The following is a 19,518-nucleotide window of genomic DNA, read 5'->3' as shown; positions in this document are numbered from 1 at the left end:
CATCCCCCGTAAAAGAGCGACCTTCCGCAGATTAGAGCGCTTCCCCAATTGTGATGATTTCGCCAAACGTTATAACTTGTAACGCACCTATCCATTTGATACAGTATAGAAGTGACTGACTGGTCATTCTATGTGACAAAAGGATGATGTTGATGCAAGCAAAAAAACAATCTTTAATCGAAGCGAGTATTGAATTATTCGCAGAGCGCGGGTTTCATGCGACGTCGGTGCAACAAATTGTCGACGAAGCGCAGGTCGCGAAGGGCTCATTTTATAATTATTTTACATCCAAAAATGATTTGCTGCGGGCGATCTACGATTATTACTATTCGCAGATTGAACAGGCGATGGTAAATGAAACGAAGCAAGCGTCGACAGCGAGTGAATCATTCGTGTATCAGTTAGATGTCGTGTTCAAGTTTTTATTAAATCATAAAGCACTGATTCAAATGGTGCTAAAAGAACAAGTGCCGATCGACCGTGATATCGAACGGTTTATGACTGAGATGAAACAGCAACATTACCGCTGGCTTGAGTCGAACATCATCTCGATGCAAGGTGACGCTGTCAAACCGTACTTATACGATATCGTCGTCATGGTCGATGGCGTGATTCAAAGTTATATGAATTGGTTACTCATTGATGAAGACGCGATTGATTTGAGCGTGTTACCACATTATATAACGAAACGAATTGATAAATTATGCGACGATGTGATCCAAGAAGCAGAAATGACGCCGATTCGCCGGACACCGAGTGCGCTCTCAGACGATTCGCTTCTGATCACAACGGTCAGACAGACGATTCTTCGGTTAGAACCGGATGAACGGGAACAAGCGCTCGATGTGTTAGGCGCGATCGAAAACGAATTAACAAAATCAAAACCTGAATCGGTCGTGCTCGATTCATTACTCATGAATTTGGAGCAATACGACGCGATTCAAGCAGATATAAAACAATTACGCGAACAACAGAAAAGGCAGAGGTGAAGAGAATGAAAAAATGGATGTTTATGATCGTGGCAGCCTTAATGGTGCTAGCCGCTTGTAATGGTGACAGTAGCGAAGAAGACGACGACAATGTCGAAACGGAAACCCCCATCGAAACAGTGGACGTCGTACAAAAAGATTTTACCGAAACACGCTCGTTTACAGCACGACTGACGCCAAATGAACAGTCGCCTGTTATGGCTGAGATGCCGGGTGAAGTAGAAGACGTATTTTTTGAGCGCGGTGAAACGGTTGAAGAAGGCGACGTGTTAATGGATTATCAAACACAACGCGGTATGCTCGAATTAGAAGCGCCAATTGATGGCATGTTGCAAAATTTTGATTTTGAAGAAGGTGACATGGTAACAGCGGAAGAACCAGCTGGGATGGTCATCAATCAAGATCCGATCGTCTTTAATTTTCAAGTGACGCAAGCTGATCGGAATTTAGTGTCAGAAGGCGATACAGTCAATTACAACGTGTCACAAGCTGAAGCAACAGGTGAAGCGGAGGTGACGTATGTTGCTAGCACAACAGGCGAAACGGGCATGTTTAGTGTTGAAGCGCGTGCTGATCAACCAGACGACACGATTCCAACAGGGTTAACGGGTCAAATCGAAATCGATAACGTCATTGCCGAAGGAGCGCTCGTCGTGCCAACTGAAGCGGTCATTGAGCGTAGCGGCGAAACGTTTGTCTTTGTCGCTCAAGACGGCGAAGCGAAGCAAGTGAATGTGTCGATTGTCGAACAACATTCAGCTGAAACAGCGATTGAAGCTAGTGGGGACAATGAACTCGAAGCGGGTGACGCCGTGATTTCGGTCGGCCAATTAACGTTAGAAGATGGCGCAAGTATCCGCATCGTCGAGGGGGAATAACATATGCGTTTAGTCAATACATCAATTAAACGACCGGTCGGCGTCATTATGATCGTGCTGGCGATTTTGGCGATGGGTTTTATCTCATTCCGTAGTTTGCCAGTCGATTTATATCCAGATATTGATTTGCCAATCGCGGTCGTCGCAACACAGTACGATGATGCCGCACCGCAAGAAGTCGAAGAACTCGTCACGAAGCAAGTTGAAGATTCTGTCGGCACGATTGAAGGGGTCGACTCGATTCAGTCCCAATCGCAACCAGGTTCATCGCTCGTTATGATTATGTTTTCGATGGATACCGATTTGGACCAAGCGATGTTAGATGTGCGCGAGTCGGTTGACCAAGTGAAAGGCTTTTTACCAGACAGTGCGAGTGACCCAAGTGTGCTGCGCTTTGACCCGCAACAATTACCGGTTATGTGGATTGGCTTAACAGGCGCAGACCAATCAACGCTGCAAAATTTAGCCGAAAATGAAGTCGAGCCGTTATTTAGCCGTCAATCAGGTGTCGGTTCTGTCGATATCGAAGGTGGCCAGTCAGAAGAAGTCCAAGTCGTCTTAGATGATGAGCGACTCAGTCAATACGGCTTAACGACACAAGACGTGATGGATAGCGTCCGAGCGGCGAACCAATCAGCCTCGCTCGGCGTGATCGACCGCGGTACGCAAGAATTACAACTGCGGATGCCTGGCAAATATGAATCACTCGATGAAATTCGCGATACCCATATTCAGACGGGAGAAGGCGATTTTCTCCGTCTAGCCGATGTGGCAACTGTCGAACGAACGACTACCGATCAAAACCAACAGACGCTCGTTAACGGTGAGCAAGCTGTTGTCACGAGTATTTTAAAACAAACTGATGCGAATACGGTGTCCGTATCGGATGAAATTATCGCATCGCTCGACGACGTACGCACGAATTTACCAGAAGAAGTAAGCATTGACGTCGTCTTTGATACAGCCGAATTTATTCGAATGTCGATCGATTCGGTGTTTCAAAACATTTTAATCGGGGCAGCTTTTGCCGTGCTCATTCTGTTATTGTTCTTGAAAAGTTTCCGAGCAACACTCGTTATCGGCTTGTCGATCCCGATTGCGGTCATTACCGCGTTCTCACTCATGTATTTCGCCGGGGAAACGGTGAACATCTTGACGATGGGTGGACTCGCGCTCGGTATCGGGATGATGGTCGACTCCTCGATTGTCATACTCGAGCATATTTACACGTACCGAGAACGGGGTTATTCGATTAAAGAAGCGGCACGACTCGGCGCGTCCGAAATCGCACCAGCCGTTATTGCATCGACAACGACGACATTGGTTGTTTTCTTGCCGATCGTGTTCGTTGAAGGCATTGCGTCGGAAATTTTCACACCGCTCGCACTCACAGTTGCCTTCGCGCTGATTGCATCGCTCGCAGCGTCCGTGACGTTAATTCCGATGCTCTCGTCCAAACTATTAACGAAAGCAGTCGATCAAGGCGGCCGCCGTTACTGGTTTGACCGATTCCTAGACCGCGTCATTAACGTTTACCAAAAAGCGCTGCGCGGCGTGTTACGATTTAGAAAAACGACCATTTTAACGACACTTGTCTTAATTGTAGCGAGTGTGTTTATGATTCCGCAGCTCGGGGCAGCGTTTATCCCTGAAGCGGACCAAGGTCAAATCGAAATCTCCGTCGAAACACCGAGCGGAACGAATTTTGACACGACACGCGATGTAACCGACCGCGTCAACACGATTTTAGAAGACGATGAAGACGTCATCGAATCGAACTTCGTTACAGTTGGTGGTGGCGGTGCTGCAGGAGGCGGCATGGCTGCAGGCGGTGGCTCAAGCAACACCGCATCGTACATGGTCCAGCTCGTCCCTGAAGGCGAACGCGACCGCACGACAGATGAAGTGATGCAAGACTGGAACGATCAAACCGAAGATATCGCAGGCGCAGATATTACCGTCAGTGCGATGGGAGCTAGTATTAGCGGCGGTTCACCTGTCCAAATCCAAATTACAGGCGATGACTACGACACGCTACAACAACTAGGCGACCAATTCGTCCAGATTATTTCTGAAGTTGACGGCGTGCATAACCCGACAACGTCAGCCGAAGAAAGCCGTCCAGAAATGCAGATCACACTCGACCGTGACGTCGCCAGCGAATACGGCCTCACGCAACAACAAGTGATGGGCCAATTACAAATGAACATGATGGGGCAAGTCGCGACACAGTTCAGAAACGACGGCGAAGAACTCAACGTCCGCGTCATGACACCAGAAGACAGCCGTGACACGATCGAAGACATTCGCAACATGAACGTGCAAGCTCCAACTGGCGCGATGTTAACATTAAAAGACATCGCCGAGCTCGAACAAGTCGAAGGCCCGACGACATTAACGCGCCAAAACCAAGAGCGCCAAATCAATGTCACAAGCGACGTGCTAGACCGCGACTTAGGTAGCGTCACAACCGATATCGAAGAAGCCCTCTCAGGCCTCGATATGCCAGACGGTTACGACTATTCCATGGGAGGCGAGGCGCAAGACATGCAAAACGCGTTCCAAGACTTAGCGATCGCGCTCGTCTTCTCGATCTTCCTAGTGTACGCGGTCATGGCGGTTCAGTTTGAGAACTTCTTACATCCATTTACGATCATGTTCTCATTACCAGCCACGATCGTCGGTATCGTATTCGGCCTATTCGTCACCGGCTTACCGTTTAGCATCCCCGCCTTTATCGGGGTCATCATGCTCGCCGGTATCGTTGTCAACAACGCCATCGTGCTCGTCGACTACATTAATATACTAAGGGAAAAAGGCAAAGAACGTTATGAAGCAGTCCTAGAAGCAGGCGGCAACCGCTTACGCCCAATCCTTATGACAACACTCACCACCGTCCTCGGTATGATTCCGTTGTCAATCGGATTAGGCCAAGGCGCCGAAGCTCAACAGCCACTCGCTGTCGTCATCATCTTCGGCCTCACCGTCTCCATGCTCTTTACGTTACTCCTCATCCCCGTCGTCTACACCATATTCGACGACCTATCCGCGAAATTTACCAAGCGGAAAGAATAAATTAGAAGGAAAGGATTGCGCTGCACGCGCAATCCTTTTAATAATGTCGAAAAGTGCAGGAATCCTTCTCTGAAGTGCCGGAATCCCACTCGAAAGTGCGTGAATCTTTTCTCGAAGTGCGTGAATACCTCGCGAAAGTGCGAGAATCTTTTCCTGAAGTGCGGGAATCCCACTCGAAAGTGCGAGAATCTTTTCCTGAAGTGCGAGAATCCCCCACGAAAGTGCCGGAATCCCCCGCAAAAGTGCAAGAATCCTTCACGAAAGTGCAAGAATCCCCGCGGGCAACCAAAAATCAATTTCCCATAAAAATGTATTATTTAGCTAAATGTCATCATTTTCAATCGATATTTGGCCCGTAATCGTTATAAATCCGTTCAAAATGCGCATTTGCTTATTGGACATAAATCACCCCTCTTCACTACAATAAAGTTTGGAGGTGGTTTTGTGGTTATTTTGCCACTACAAAAAACATGGGAGCACGAACAATTAGAAGCTATTATCCCTCGTTATAAACGACAGGACCAGACGTATCGCGACATGTTAAACCATTTACGCCGTGAACAAGCTGGTTATCTAGGCGAACAATCGCTCCAATATTTTCAACAGTTATTACCGCATAAAATAGCAGCCTTATATGGTTTGCGTGCGCTAGGCAACCAACACTATTTCCAAATTGACTTACTTCTTGTACTCGAAAAATTCTTGCTGATCATTGAAGCCAAACACTTTCAGGGAACCATCGAATTAAATCACTTCGGCCAAATCGTCCAAACAATCAATGGTCAACGTCATGTGTATCAGAACCCGCTTGAACAAGCCGAAGTTCAAAAATATCAACTGCAATCCCTTCTCGAGCGGCATCACATAAAATCCCCGCCGATACACACGTGCGCAGTTTTTACACACGAAGATGTTTTGTTAAAAATCGACAATCCCCCGGCCAATTTATTAACCTATCGACAATTATTTCAGTTTTTTCAACACCTTTATCAAAACAGCTCCCCGCAAATCACTCACGCTGAAGCAACAAAACTATCCCATTTCTTGAAAGCCCAGCATACCCCTAAAAATCGCCATATATTTGCCATTTATAACGTTAAATCTGATCTGATAAAAGGCGGGATTTATTGTGATGACTGTGAGCGAAGCAAGATGTACTATCGACGTGCCAAATGGATATGTAAACAATGTCAGAAAACTGACCGATATGCGCTGATTCGAGGGTTAAAAGAATATGCACTGATTTTTCGTAAAACGACGATAAGCAATGGAGAAGCACGTGACTTTTTCGGATTCCCATCTTCAGACACTTGCAATCGAAGGCTATCATTTTTAAGAAAAACAGGCGTCACCAAAAACACGGTTTATCACATAGAAGATCTGTTCAAAAAATGATTGAATCCTCTATTAAAGTGCAGGAATCCCTTCCCGAAGTGCGTGAATCGCCCGCAAAAGTGCGTGAATCCCTCCCCGAATTGCGTGAATCGCCCGCAAAAGTGCGTGAATCCATCCCCAAAGTGCGTGAATCGCCCGCAAAAGTGCAGGAATCCTCTCCCGAATTGCCGGAATCCGTCTCAAAAGTGCGTGAATCCATCCCCAAAGTGCGGGAATCGCCCGCAAAAGTGCGTGAATCCTCCCCCCAAAGTGCGTGAATCTCCTCCCAAAGTGCAGGAATCCCCACCCCAACCATCAAAAAAAGCAGCCAACTCGTTTGGCTGCTTTCCCACTTACGATTCGTCTTCATTTTGATCATCTTCATTCGCCGCGGTTTCGACATTCGCGTCAGTTTTACTTAAAAAATCTTTCAATTTCTGTGTGTTTTCGTCGAAGTCAACTTCTAGCGCTAGGCCGGCGTGGTCGTAGTATTCGTTTTGATAACTGCCATCGACCGGGACGCGCATGGTTTGGATTTGGCTTGGGGTGTTGCGGAAGTAATCGGTCATGGTTGAAATGATTGTCCCTGTTTCCATGTTTGTATTTACATAAGGTTCTAATGTTCCAACAGCGCGTGGTAGTTTCGAGACGCCTGTAAATGACATCATCTGGTCTTTGATAGCTGAAATCACTTGTTGCTGGCGGCGTACGCGTCCGAAGTCATTTTCGTTATCGGCACGGAAACGGGCATATTCTAACACTTTATCGCCGCTTAATTTCTGCTCGCCTGCATTTAAATTAATATTCACGAGGCCATCGTTACTTTGGTAATGCATATCTTTTTCGACATCAATTTCTAACCCACCTGGCGCTATTGTATCGACAATGCTTTCAAATCCTTTGAAATCGACCATCGCGTAATAATCAATGTTGATGTCAAAATTTTCCTTAATCGTCTTGCGTAACAACTCAGGACCACCATAAGCAAAGGCGGCATTAATTTTATTGTTTTCGTGTCCCGGAATTTCTACGTACATATCTCGCATAATGGATACGAGTTTCGCTGTTTCTTTTTCGGGATCGTATTGGCCAATCATAATCGTATCGGTATTATTGGATTGACCACCACTTGAATCTTTACCGACGAGTAAGACATTCGTGGCGCCGTCCCCCGATTCATCACCTTGGAATTCTTCACGAAATTCTTCATTCTGTTCTTGTTCTTCTTCAGTTTGAAATTCGTCCATTTCCTCTTCGGCTGCTTTCTTGCCAGCTGTATATTCATAATAACTATAGCTAATACCTACGATGACGCCGACAGCGATCACTGACATGATAATCACAAGGCGGCGGATCATGCGTTTCCGGCGTCTTGCTTTTCGTGCTTCAATTCTTCGCATATTATAAACCGTCCTATCTAAAATTCAAACTCATTATTATTAGACGTACATATCTTAATCATATGACATTTTTGTTTAAATTTCTACCTAATAGATTATACGCGTCAAAAGGTGATTTGTATATGTATGTCGAGAAATTTAATAAAAATGTCAAATAGAAAAGTCGTCGAAATCCAGTCGCGCAAAACTGAGTCGCTTGACCGTTTGTTCCATGTTAATCCTGTGGTATACTATGTAAAGGTATGACATGTATGGAATGAAATTTTGCATAGAAAGAAGTGTTTAGACATGACGAAAATTTGTGTCATTGGATTAGGATATATTGGACTACCGACATCAGCATTATTCGCAAACGAAGGCTATGATGTCGTCGGCGTGGATATTAATGAACACGTCGTTGAACAAGTGAATCAAGGAAGTATTCATATAGAAGAACCAGGATTAGATGACATGGTGGCGCAAGCGGTGAAAAGTGGACGGTTATCGGCGTCAACTAAGCCGGTCGCAGCGGATTATTTCATTATCGCGGTGCCAACACCTGTGCACGACGATCATTCAGCTAATACGGATTTCGTCGTCAAAGCCACGGAGAGCATCGCACCAGTTCTGCAAAAAGGCAATACCGTTATTGTCGAATCAACCATCCCGCCACGGACGATTAGCGATATCGTCGCGCCGGCCCTTAAGTCAGCTGGTTTTGATGCTGCGACAAACGACGTCTATTTGGCGCATTGCCCAGAGCGTGTGATTCCAGGTAATATTGTACACGAACTAAAATATAATCATCGAATCGTCGGCGGGTTTACGCCAGAAGCAATGGAAAAAGCAGCTGCCATTTATAAACAATCCGTCGAAGGAGACGTCCGTGAAACAGAAGCGGTCGTCGCTGAAATGTCCAAGCTCATGGAAAACACATTCCGCGACGTAAATATCGCCCTCGCGAACGAATTGTCGAAAGTGGCTGATCATTTAAATATCGACGCGTCTGATGTGATCGACATGGCGAACATGCACCCGCGCGTGAATATTTTACAACCAGGCCCAGGCGTTGGCGGTCACTGCATCCCGGTCGATCCGTATTTCATTATCGAAAAAGCCAAGGACACGACGCCGCTCATGCAAACAGCGCGTGACATCAATGACTCGATGCCAAGCTATGTGCTCGATAAAATGAAAGCGATGATAGGAGACGTCCAAAACCCGACCGTCGCACTGCTCGGTTTAACGTATAAAGGAAACACATCTGACATGCGCGAAAGCCCAGCCTTGCAATTGATCGAACGCATGCAAGCTGACGCACCGAACATGACGTTCAAGTGCCACGATCCATTCGTTGCAGCTGAAACTGACGCGTTTCCGCACGACCTTTACTCTTTAGACGACGCATTAAACGGAGCCGACTTAGCCGTCGTGTTAGCCGATCACCAATCGTTTAAAGATTTAACAGGTGATACGTTTACGTCACAAATGCAAAGCCCAGTCGTATTTGATACGCGCAATATTTACAAACAACTCGACGGCGTGACGGTCCATTCACTCACGAACTTAGTCGACACTCATAAACAAGGGGTTCAGTAATATGATTCGTTGGGCAAACGAAGACGATATCACCCCACTTAATCACTTATTCAAAACGGTTTTTGACAAAAAACGTGATGCAAAAACTGTGCAATGGAAATATTTCGAGCACCCAGTGGCTGATAACCCATGGGTGCTTGTTTTTGAAGACGGCTATCACATTCTCGGCTCAATCAGTTTGTGGGTAAACGACGCTTATGTCGAAGGTTTGGAACGGAAAATCGCGCTTCGTTGCGATACGATGGTCCACCCAGACTCACGCGGGAGAGGCATATACCGCCAGTTAAACGAACGGATGCTACAAGAAGCAGAAGCGCGCAACATCGACCTGTTGTATGGTTTCCCGTCTGATAAAGCAAAAGGCCCGCTTATCGCGCAAACAAATGCCCAAGATCTCGGCGGTGTCCAGCGCTATATTTGGTTACAAAAACCTATCACACTGCTAGCGGACAAATTCAAACCGTTCAAATTCCTTAAACCGTACGAGGCCATGTATCAAAAACGTAAACGTCGGCAGCTTGAAGCGTCACCTAACCATATCCGTGAGATCAACGCGTTTGATGAACGTGCCGACCGCCTAATGGATCAAGTGAAAAAAATTAAACCAGTCGTGACCAAGCGGACAGCGAACTATCTCAATTGGCGCTACGCCGATCACCCGACGAACAACTATCGCAAGTTCGTTTATGAACGAAACGGTGAGTGGCTAGGCTACGTCGTTGTGAGCGAGCGCTCAATCGTCGACATCATCGCCACTGACGAACCAGCCATTTGGGATGCACTCATCAATCAAACCTTGCTGTCACTACACGACGCTCCGTTCATTCAAACGTGGACGATGCCAGACAACCCGTTGGAAGCAGCTTTGAAACGGGCGAACTTCACGAAAAAAGACGAACCAATGCCGTTTGTCGTCAATCAATTCGACGACACCAATCAAATACAGCGCGAAGACGTTTACCTTGTGCAAGGTGATGTTGATTCGTTTTAATTAAAATGCCCCGCCGCATGCCGCGACGGGGATTATTTTTATCGTTTATTATTTCATTTTCGCCACTTTTACTAGTTCATTAAATCCTTCGCGGTACACAACATAAAGCGCTGCAATATATGTTGCGACCCCAATCGGGACGAGAATTAAGATTTGCCATAATGAATAAAGCGAATCAACAGGCGTCAAGAATTGAATCGTTACAATCGGCACTGCCATGATGAGAGCAGGGACGAGCACACGAGCAAACAGTCCTAACAAACGCCATAGCTCCGCTTTCGGATACCCTTTGTAAAGCGCAATCGTCGCTGCCGTTGCATAGTACGTCGAGACAATCGACGTCGACATAGCTAACGCTGGATAGCTGAAACGTTCGACTAACACAGAATTTAACGCGATATTTAAGATGATCGTCACCGAGCTAATCATCAGAATGCGCTTTGTCCAGCCTTTCGCATACATCCCTTTAACCGCAATCATGACAAGACCTTGCGTCAAAATCGCTGGTGTATACCATTTCAAAGCGTCAAACGTATTCGCTGTATCCTCAGCTGTAAAAGCACCACGCTCGTAAATGAACGCAATCAACTCTTCACCGAGTAACAACGTACCAACCGCGATCGGAACCAGTGCCATCATGCCAATTTGATAACCATTAAACACCGTTTCCTTAAACTGATACGCATCATCCGCACGCTCAGACATTAATGTAAAGACAATCGCAAGCACCGTCGTAATAAAAATCGTCGACGGAATACTCATTAGTAGCGCCGCATTATTTAAATACGTTACACCGCCACTCACGGTATCTGTCGCAAATAAACGGTTAATAAACACGTTAATATGGCCAACAGATGAATGAAGGAGAGCAGGCGCTAATAAAATGAAAAAGGTCTTTTTGAACTCAGGGTCCATCGACAACGTCGGCTGCCAATTAAATTTAGCTTTTAATAAATAATAAAACTGAATGAGCACCCCACAGAATGTTCCGAAGATAAAGCCATAAGCGACGGCATGAATCCCCCAAACGTCCGAAAATAATAAGATAAACACAACCGCCATGAGTGTTCCCATTAATTTATTGATCTGCGTCGGCACAAATATTCGGCGCGACTGTAAATAAGACTCAAGCATTCCACTCAGTGCAATTATGACCATAAACATAAAGAAAAATCGCGTGATTTCAACCGCTATCTCCTCAGTTGTCGAGTGCATATTGCCAAAAATGAGTGGTACAATTTGCGGTGCAAAAAAATACATAATGACAGACAACCCCGCAAAAAATAACGATACAAGGTTCATAACCCCAGAAGCATCACGATCAGCTGACTCAGGCCGCTCTTTTCGCGCACTCACATAATGCGGCAAAAACGCCGAATTAAACCCATTCGCAATAATCGCTAAGATCAACGTCACAAATGTAAACGACAGCAAAAACCCATCCGTATATTCATTAGCCCCGAACTCGCGGGCAATCAAACTCTCCCGCACGAAGCCGATTAACTTTAACACAATCGATAACAGCGTCGTCCAAATCGCTGCCTTCTTTAACGTAGACATCCTCATCAGTCACTTTCTTATGTAACATTCAAGCCTATATTATAGTATACTATCACGAAAAGATAAATCGCGAGCAACAATCAACTAATTATTGTGCGTTTGGAATTACCATTGGCGCTTGTTGACTCATTTTGCGTAATCCTTGCATCACAATTACAGAGCGTTGATTCAAACTCCACGAGGCTTGAATCAATCCTACAAACGCGCCGACTTCCTACCTATAGGTTTGTGGAGAGTTGCATCACAATTGGCGCTGATTGATTCAAAGTTGAGAGGGCTTGATTCAAACTCAGAACCTCTTGATTCAACCTGAGGAATACTTGCGTCAAACGCATGAATTCTTGCGTCAAACTACGATCAATCCCTCTTCTTAAACGGTGTTGCATCAAATTTTATTTGGCTTGATTCAAACGCTCAAGCGCTTGACTCAAATTCCGAGCCACTTGATTCACATGTTTGCTCGCTTGACCCAAATCCACACTCATCCGTTCTTCCGTTTAAATCTATTCCCAATACGCTCGCTTTTTGATATACTTAATACTTGTTACGTACGGATTTGAATAGATGTAAAAAGAGGGTTACTCCATGCAATATGATACGTATTTAGGCGTTCGCGTGTCGCCTTTAACATACGACGATATACTGAACCAAGTCAATGAGATGATCGCGACGAATGACCAGGCGACGATTTTTGCCGTTAATCCGGAAAAAATTATGACCGCGCGCCAAGACGACGAGTTGCGTCATTTGTTGAACAACGCGACATTCCAAATCCCGGATGGCGTCGGTGTCTTGTTGGCTTCGAAATTATATAATGGACGCGTCAAGGAACGTGTGACGGGTGTTGATTTATCCGAGCGATTGCTAGGGCTCGCCAACGACAAAGGGTATCGCGTCTTTTTTTACGGTGCCAAAGAAGCAGTTGGTCAAAAAATGCAAGCGCGTTTACAAGAGCGTTTCCCGAACTTGACAATCGCAGGTTATCAAAATGGCTATGACGACGATCCCGATGCATTAGTCGATCGTATCAATGAATCGGGCGCTGATATGCTATTTGTTGCACTCGGATCACCGAAGCAAGAGCGTTGGATTAACGATTACCGCGAACGACTCAATGTATCAGTGATTCAAGGAGTTGGCGGTACTTTTGACGTTTTAGCGGGTGAAGTAAAACGAGCGCCTAAAATCACGCAAAAACTGGGCATCGAATGGTTGTACCGTTTATTAAGCGACCCGAAGCGATGGAGACGCCAAATCGCTCTGCCGAAATTTTTACTCACATTGTTGTTCAACCGCAAACAATCGAAGTAGGGGGGACGACTGATGAAACGACAACTTATGCGCTTAACACAACCGCTGATTCGACCAATGACGGCCCAAATCTTAACAACATATTACCGTGATACTAGGCCAACGACAGAGCCGACAGAAAATCGTGTGCTCATTCTAGCCCCGCACGTCGACGACGAAACGATTGGCCTTGGCGGGACGATCATGCGTTATAAAAATCGCACGAATCCCGCACAAGTTCACGTATGTTACTTAACCGATGGTGCTGGCAGTGTGTCAGATGCCGGGCGAGAGGACTTGATCCAAGCACGGAAACAAGAAGCAAAAGCGGTGGAAAAGCTATTTGATCTGGATTCCGTGACGTTTTTGGACAAACCTGATGGCCAATTAATAGCTGATGCGGAAACGGTCTCGACTGTGCGACAAATGATTGACGACATGGAACCAGATATCGTTTACGTCACACCGCATGTCGATTGTCACCCTGATCATGTGGCAGCAGGTAACGTGCTAGCTGAAGCGCTAATCAATAGCACATGCCAACCTGACGTGCGAACATATGAAATCAACACGACGATTCCGAAAAATTATATCAATACCGTTGTCGATATTACGCCTCATTTTAAGACAAAAGATATGGCAACGACGATCTTTCAGTCACAAGCGATCGATTTCGATGGACTGATGAAACGCAATCAATATCAAGCGCATCTCGTGAGCGATTCAAACGTCAAACATGCAGAAGTCTTCCGGACATACTCTGCGTTTGAATGGGTTGAAACGATCAGACAGGCAAAAAATTTTTCATTCGTCGATTTTCAAAACGAGCTAAAACAAATGAATAAAGAACTTACGATGCTATTAGCTCATAAAAAAGGGTACAAATTTAAAACGGGAGTGTACGATGAAACGGTTAAAAGGCGGGAGCAAGAATGAAAATCATGCACGTCATCTCCGGCGGGGAAACCGGCGGGTCGAAAAACCATATTATTAGTTTGCTAAAGCAATTCAATGTCGATGATGTCTTGCTCGTCGTCATGCAAGAAGGGTTGCTGAGCCGTGAAGCGAAGGCGGCCGGTGTTCCGACGATTGTCCTTGGACAAACGAGCCGTTATGATTTAAAAGCGCGGAAAAAATTAAAACGATTAGCCGAAGTCCAACAAGCAGACGTCATTCATTCACACGGTGCTCGCGCGAACCTATACGTCGCAACGATTATCGACCGCCTCGATGCGAAGTGGGTGACGACGGTCCACAGCGATCCAATTCACGATTTTATGACAGACGGTTTAAAAGGCAAGTTGTTTACAAAAATTAATCTATGGACGTACAGCAAAGTCGACCATTTCTTTGCCGTGAGCGAGCGGTTTAAAGATAATTTAGTCGAACTCGGTGTATCAGCTGATCGGATTACGACGATTTTAAATGGAATTGAGTTTGATGTGGTGGATGCGCATACGACAACGCGTGACGATTTAGGGATTGCGGACGATGCGTTTGTCGTGACGATGGTCGCACGCTTGCATCCGATTAAAGGGCATCATGAATTAATTGAAGCGGTGAAGCAGGTCGTCGAACGCGTGCTGGATCAACGGATAGAACTCGTATTAGTCGGCGACGGTGACGAACGCCCGTCGATTGAAGAAGCCGTTCGAGAACAAGGGTTAGTCGACCACGTTCACTTTTTAGGATTTAGAGATGATATTCCAGCTTTATACCGCTTGTCAGACGTCGCCATTCTAACGTCACATAGCGAAAGCTTCCCGTTAGCGTTGCTTGAAGCGGCACGCGAGAAAACACCACTCATCGCAACAGACGTCGGTGGCATCCGTCAATTAGTTGAAGACTATGGTTGGTTGATTGAGCCTCAGAGTGTCTCTGCGATCGAAAAATCGATTATGGAAGCGGTGGAAGCTAAGAAGGACGGCAGACTCGAGCCGATCGGCATGAAACAATATGAACACGCTCAAGCAAGCTTCTCGCTCGAACAACTCGCCAACCAAACAAAAGAAACCTATATGAAGGAAGTCAGCCCCAGCTGACTTCCTTTTTTAAATAGGATTGATGCAAGAATGGGGGAGATTGGTTCAAGTGTTGCGGAGTATGAATCAAGGGCATATCAAGATGAATCAATAATTCACAAATGTGGTTCAACGTACTATAAAAACTAAAGGAAGGAAGTCGGCGCGGCCGACTTCCATCACTCCCCCGTAAAATGGTGCAAGAATGGGGGAGATTGGCTCAAGCCTCGAGGAGTTTGAATCAAGCGCTCACTAAAATGAATCAACGCACCGCAAATGTGGTGCAAGGATCGCGCAAATGTGAATCAACCCGCCCGATATGTGAATCAACGCATCGCATCAGAGCATCAAACGCCAAAAGGAAGGAAGTCGGCTGCGCCGACTTCCATCACTCCCCCGTAAAATGGTGCAAGAATGAGGGGGATTGGCTCAAGCCTCGAGGAGTTTGAATCAAGCGCTCACTAAATTGAATCAACGCACCGCAAATGTGGTGCAAGGATCGCGCAAATGTGAATCAACCCGCCCGATATGTGAATCAACGCGCCGCAAATGTGGTTCAACAAACCCCACATCCCCAATAAAAAAAGCCGGCCTAAGCCGGCTTCACCTTACTTCACGTCAATCATTCAAAAACTCTTGCAACGCTTCACGATTTTGCTCCATATTCAACTCAAGCACAGCGCCAACACCGCTATAGCGTGCATTGCGGAACCCGCCTTCAACGGGGATACGCATCGTCTGAATTTCATCAGGCGTGTTCATCATAAATCGTCCTAACGCGCTCGCCATCCCGAACGTCGACATGTCGGTATTGACGTAAGGTTCGAAAGCTCCTGCAGCACGAGGCAAGCGCATCACTCCAGCAAAAGACAACACTTCATCTTTCAACTCACTCATCACTTGTTGCTGGCGGCGAACGCGTCCGAAATCGGCTTCAGCGTCTGATCTGAATCTGGCATAATCCAACAATGACGCTCCGTCCAACGAGTGTTCGCCGGCTTCTAAATCAATATCGACACGTCCGTCATTGCTCGCGTATTCCATATTTTTCTCAACATTAATTGTTACACCGCCTGGCGCGACCGTATCGACAATGTTTTCAAACCCTTTCAAATTGATCATCGCATAATGCTCAACGTCGACATCAAAATTTTCCTTCAACGTCTGACGCAATAATTCTGGCCCGCCGATTGCGAACGCAGCATTGATCTTTTGTTGGCCGTGGCCTGGAATCGTCACGAGGGAATCGCGCATGATCGAGACGAGTTTCGCCTCATTGTTACTTGGATCAAACTGCCCGATCATGATCGTATCCGTCCGCGCAGCCGAACCATCATCACTGTCTGTACCAACCAACAGCACGTTCATCGGCCCATCAGAATCAGCCCCTTGAAAATCGTCACTAAACTGCTCGAGTTTCTCACTATCCGTAAAAGAACCCATCTCATCTTCCGCAGCCGATTTCCCTGCAAAATATTGAAACACACTATAACCTATGATTAAAACGATTAAAATCACAATCGCCCATAACACTCGGCGAATCGGTTTCTTCAATCGGCGTTTGCCGTATCGTTCTTTGCGACTTTCCATAGATTTTGTCCGTCCTTTCAATGTCACTCATAAACGAAATTTGTCAAAAGTCATAATCTATTTTACTTGTTTCGAGCGAATTTGTACACGTACAACCTAACTTATTTAAAAGTTTCCATTATCCTACTATGGTCGTCTTGTAGGGGTGTGCTATGATTGATAGAATAATAGTAACAACTTTGACTCGCAGAAAACTATTTTTTGGAGGTGGCGCATGGTACGTCGACGTATTTTGCCGATGGTGACGATATTATCGATTGCAAGTGTCGTCGGATTTTCGACTCACGCATCAGCTGAAACGGACGATTCATATTTCAAAGTAAAAAAAGACTATCCAACTAACGTAACCGTCTATAAACAAAGTGATGACGGGTTAACGCCGATTGGTTGGTTGCATGAAAGTGAAATCTATCAGTACGAGCGCGATTTCAGTGCCAACCATATCCAGATCGAATTCAATGGTATGGAAGGGTATGTTTACAAACCCGCGATTGAAAAAATCAATGCCGATCAAGCCGGCGATGTCGACAATTGGTCCCCTGATGAAAACCACGTCAGAACAGGTGTCGCAGATGATCATTTAACGATTTATGAAAGCGAAGATGACGGATCGCTCGTTCCAATGGCCCGTCTTTACAAAGGTGAAACATTCCGCTTTATTGAGCAAGCTTTTGGCGACTGGATTCGTGTCCAAGTCGGTGAACGTGAAGGGTACATATATTCGCCAGCCGTGGCCAAAGATTTCGAACAGTCAGATGACTATTTCAAAGTTGAAAAAGACGGTCTACCTGTCAATGTCCGCGATGACAATGGTGACTTACAATCGGTCGCAACATTAGATGAAGGCGCGACATTTGAACGGGTGCAAGATTACGGCAACTGGCACGAAATTCGCTACCAAGGTGAGCAGGCTTTCGTTTGGAAAGAAAGCACGTCAGCTGTGTTAAACCCAAATGACGCTGCATTCACTGATCAAACCGACACGCCGTACGAAGCCGAAGCACAAACGAATGTGACGGTTTACGATCAACAATCAAGTGAGGTAGTCGGAACAATTGAAGCAGGTGAAACATTTGGTTTTCGCGAATTAACGTCAGATAATGGCCTTGCTTTCACACTCGCAGGTCGTGACGTTTATGTCACAGGCGAAAATGTAGAGCGCGACTTTGTACCAGGTGATCAATATTTCGAAGTAACGCATGATTATGTCACCGTTTATTCGGACACAGGAGACGGTGAAGTGCTCGGCCAATTAAACCAAGGCGAAACATTTGAACGCCAAGGCGGTTCAGGTGGCTGGCACGAAATCACATTTGGTGATGAGACAGGTTATATTTGGGGTGATGGAACGACGACACCATCGTACCACGGCAACTTAACCAACCCTGTCACATCAGATGGCCCTACGTATGAAGCGGAAATCACGAGCAAAACTGAGCTGAAAACGGCCCCTAACGCAAACGCCGAGTCATTCGGTTCGGTTGAAGCGGGCGATAAATTCCCAGGTATTAACGATGGTGAATGGTTAAAAGTATCAGTCGCAGGCAACGTAGCTTATATTGACCAAGATGACGTCGCAAGCGCGGAATCACGCGTTTACGTTGAATATGATCAATCATTATCAAGTGTCGTATCAACACAAATGGCAAAATCAACACCGCCGCAAACGGACGCCTTTAACAGCGAGCCAGCATACGTCCAGGCATCCGCCATCGATCATTACGACGGCCCAGTCATTGACGGCGATCACGTCGCCTTGCGTACAGATGCTAACGATGACTCGAGCGACAGCATTTATGAACGCGTCTCAAACGGCACAGCGATTGAGATTGTTGAACGCGACATTGAGGGATTTGAGTACAACGACAGCACCGAATGGTATCGCGTCGCTTATGATGACCGTGACGATCTATACGTCCACAGTGAACTTGTAAGCGAAACAAATGATGCCTTAACAGTTGAAAACTCTTCCGCTCCAGTCTATGCTGAAATGAGTACGAATAGTCACGTGTACGGCCGTATGTCGAGCGGACAAGATTACGAGATCGTCGATGAACACGGCGATTGGTACGAAATTGATTACCGCAACTGGCGTAATGCCAAGCGTTCACAAGTCGTTGAACATGCCGATCCATCAAAACATAGCGACATGCAGCACTTACTGTTATCCGAAAGTGTTAAAGTGTCAGCTAATGAATTGAACACCATTTTAGCTGGTCACGGCGTTTTAGAAGGTCAAGCCGAACAATTCATCGACGCTGGTCGTGAGTACGGCATTAACGAAATCTACCTCATGTCTCACGCGATGCTCGAAACAGGTAACGGCACATCAGAGCTTGCAACAGGAGTTGAAGTCGGCCGAGACGATGACGGTGACCTGCAGCTTGTCAATGATCGTAACCGCGATGAATTATCTAACATTCGCACCACGTATAATATTTTCGGAATTGGTGCATACGATCGAACAGCACTTGAATCAGGCGCAACACGTGCATATGAAGAAGGCTGGTTCACGGTAGAAGAAGCCATTGTCGGCGGCGCGAAATGGATTGGCGAGCGTTATATCAACCACCTAGACCAACAAAATACACTGTTCAAAATGCGTTGGAACCCTGACAACACAGGTGTTCACCAATACGCAACAGATATTGGCTGGGCGGTTAAACAGTCTGAGTACATCGAAGAACTTTATAACGAATTAACAAACCCTGTTATGACATACGAAATTCCGGTATATCAATAAAAGAGAAGGCACCAGAGAACATCACTTGG

At 46.1% G+C, this 19,518-nt stretch carries 14 protein-coding genes; 11 read left to right on the top strand and 3 right to left on the bottom strand.

What is annotated here, in order from left to right:
- Window positions 1-152 precede the first annotated feature (152 nt).
- The 5 genes from ABID56_RS11635 to ABID56_RS11615 all read left to right on the top strand — a co-directional run bounded on the left by ABID56_RS11635 (window position 153) and on the right by ABID56_RS11615 (window position 6,594).
- Window positions 153-989: a TetR/AcrR family transcriptional regulator gene (locus ABID56_RS11635; RefSeq protein ID WP_354221399.1), complete on the top strand. Its 837-nt coding sequence runs from the start codon at window positions 153-155 to the stop codon at window positions 987-989.
- Between the two features lie 5 nt (window positions 990-994).
- Window positions 995-1,867, top strand: a complete 873-nt coding sequence (locus tag ABID56_RS11630) for an efflux RND transporter periplasmic adaptor subunit (protein ID WP_354221397.1) — start codon at window positions 995-997, stop codon at window positions 1,865-1,867.
- Between the two features lie 3 nt (window positions 1,868-1,870).
- Window positions 1,871-4,942, top strand: a complete 3,072-nt coding sequence (locus ABID56_RS11625) for an efflux RND transporter permease subunit (protein WP_354221395.1) — start codon at window positions 1,871-1,873, stop codon at window positions 4,940-4,942.
- Window positions 4,943-5,386: 444 nt separating this feature from the next.
- Complete coding sequence (locus ABID56_RS11620; protein ID WP_354221393.1) at window positions 5,387-6,337, top strand: nuclease-related domain-containing protein; 951 nt, start codon at window positions 5,387-5,389, stop codon at window positions 6,335-6,337.
- The gene (locus tag ABID56_RS11615; RefSeq protein WP_354221391.1) at window positions 6,334-6,594 is read left to right on the top strand and encodes a hypothetical protein; all 261 of its coding nucleotides are present in this window, start codon (window positions 6,334-6,336) and stop codon (window positions 6,592-6,594) included. Before ABID56_RS11620 ends, ABID56_RS11615 begins: the two co-directional genes overlap by 4 nt.
- A gap of 75 nt (window positions 6,595-6,669) precedes the next feature.
- On the opposite strand, the gene ABID56_RS11610 is transcribed toward ABID56_RS11615, so the two are convergent.
- Window positions 6,670-7,716 (bottom strand): LCP family protein, encoded by a 1,047-nt coding sequence (locus ABID56_RS11610; RefSeq protein ID WP_354221389.1) that lies wholly within the window; start codon window positions 7,714-7,716, stop codon window positions 6,670-6,672.
- 288 nt (window positions 7,717-8,004) lie between these two features.
- Between ABID56_RS11610 and ABID56_RS11605 the strand changes: the two genes are divergently transcribed.
- Both ABID56_RS11605 and ABID56_RS11600 read left to right on the top strand, forming a co-directional pair.
- Window positions 8,005-9,294, top strand: a complete 1,290-nt coding sequence (locus tag ABID56_RS11605; protein ID WP_354221387.1) for a nucleotide sugar dehydrogenase — start codon at window positions 8,005-8,007, stop codon at window positions 9,292-9,294.
- A 1-nt stretch (window position 9,295) separates the two neighbouring features.
- Window positions 9,296-10,285 carry a GNAT family N-acetyltransferase gene (locus ABID56_RS11600; protein ID WP_354221385.1) on the top strand — a complete coding sequence of 330 codons (990 nt, stop codon included), beginning with the start codon at window positions 9,296-9,298 and terminating at the stop codon, window positions 10,283-10,285.
- A 48-nt stretch (window positions 10,286-10,333) separates the two neighbouring features.
- Here ABID56_RS11600 and murJ read toward each other — a convergent pair whose 3' ends face one another.
- Window positions 10,334-11,845, bottom strand: a complete 1,512-nt coding sequence (gene murJ / locus ABID56_RS11595; protein WP_354221383.1) for a murein biosynthesis integral membrane protein MurJ — start codon at window positions 11,843-11,845, stop codon at window positions 10,334-10,336.
- Window positions 11,846-12,430: 585 nt separating this feature from the next.
- Between murJ and ABID56_RS11590 the strand changes: the two genes are divergently transcribed.
- The 3 genes from ABID56_RS11590 to ABID56_RS11580 are packed head-to-tail and all read left to right on the top strand — an operon-like array spanning window position 12,431 to window position 15,177.
- Window positions 12,431-13,156, top strand: coding sequence for a WecB/TagA/CpsF family glycosyltransferase (locus ABID56_RS11590; protein ID WP_354221381.1), 726 nt, complete (start codon window positions 12,431-12,433; stop codon window positions 13,154-13,156).
- 12 nt (window positions 13,157-13,168) lie between these two features.
- Window positions 13,169-14,071 carry a PIG-L deacetylase family protein gene (locus tag ABID56_RS11585; RefSeq protein WP_354221379.1) on the top strand — a complete coding sequence of 301 codons (903 nt, stop codon included), beginning with the start codon at window positions 13,169-13,171 and terminating at the stop codon, window positions 14,069-14,071.
- On the top strand, window positions 14,068-15,177 hold the full coding sequence (locus tag ABID56_RS11580) for a glycosyltransferase (protein ID WP_354221377.1): 1,110 nt from the start codon (window positions 14,068-14,070) through the stop codon (window positions 15,175-15,177). Before ABID56_RS11585 ends, ABID56_RS11580 begins: the two co-directional genes overlap by 4 nt.
- Before the next feature lie 597 nt (window positions 15,178-15,774).
- Here ABID56_RS11580 and ABID56_RS11575 read toward each other — a convergent pair.
- Complete coding sequence (locus ABID56_RS11575) at window positions 15,775-16,746, bottom strand: LCP family protein (RefSeq protein WP_354221375.1); 972 nt, start codon at window positions 16,744-16,746, stop codon at window positions 15,775-15,777.
- 214 nt (window positions 16,747-16,960) lie between these two features.
- Here ABID56_RS11575 and ABID56_RS11570 point away from each other — a divergent pair, with 214 nt between their 5' ends.
- On the top strand, window positions 16,961-19,489 hold the full coding sequence (locus tag ABID56_RS11570) for a glucosaminidase domain-containing protein (protein WP_354221373.1): 2,529 nt from the start codon (window positions 16,961-16,963) through the stop codon (window positions 19,487-19,489).
- The last annotated feature ends 29 nt before the right edge of the window (window positions 19,490-19,518 follow it).

This window comes from Alkalibacillus flavidus (genome assembly GCF_040545925.1).
In the GTDB taxonomy this organism is placed as follows: Bacteria; Bacillota; Bacilli; order Bacillales; family Alkalibacillaceae; genus Alkalibacillus; species Alkalibacillus flavidus.
Note: the sequence above shows the minus strand (reverse complement) of the source record. Positions and strands in the feature narration are given on the sequence as shown.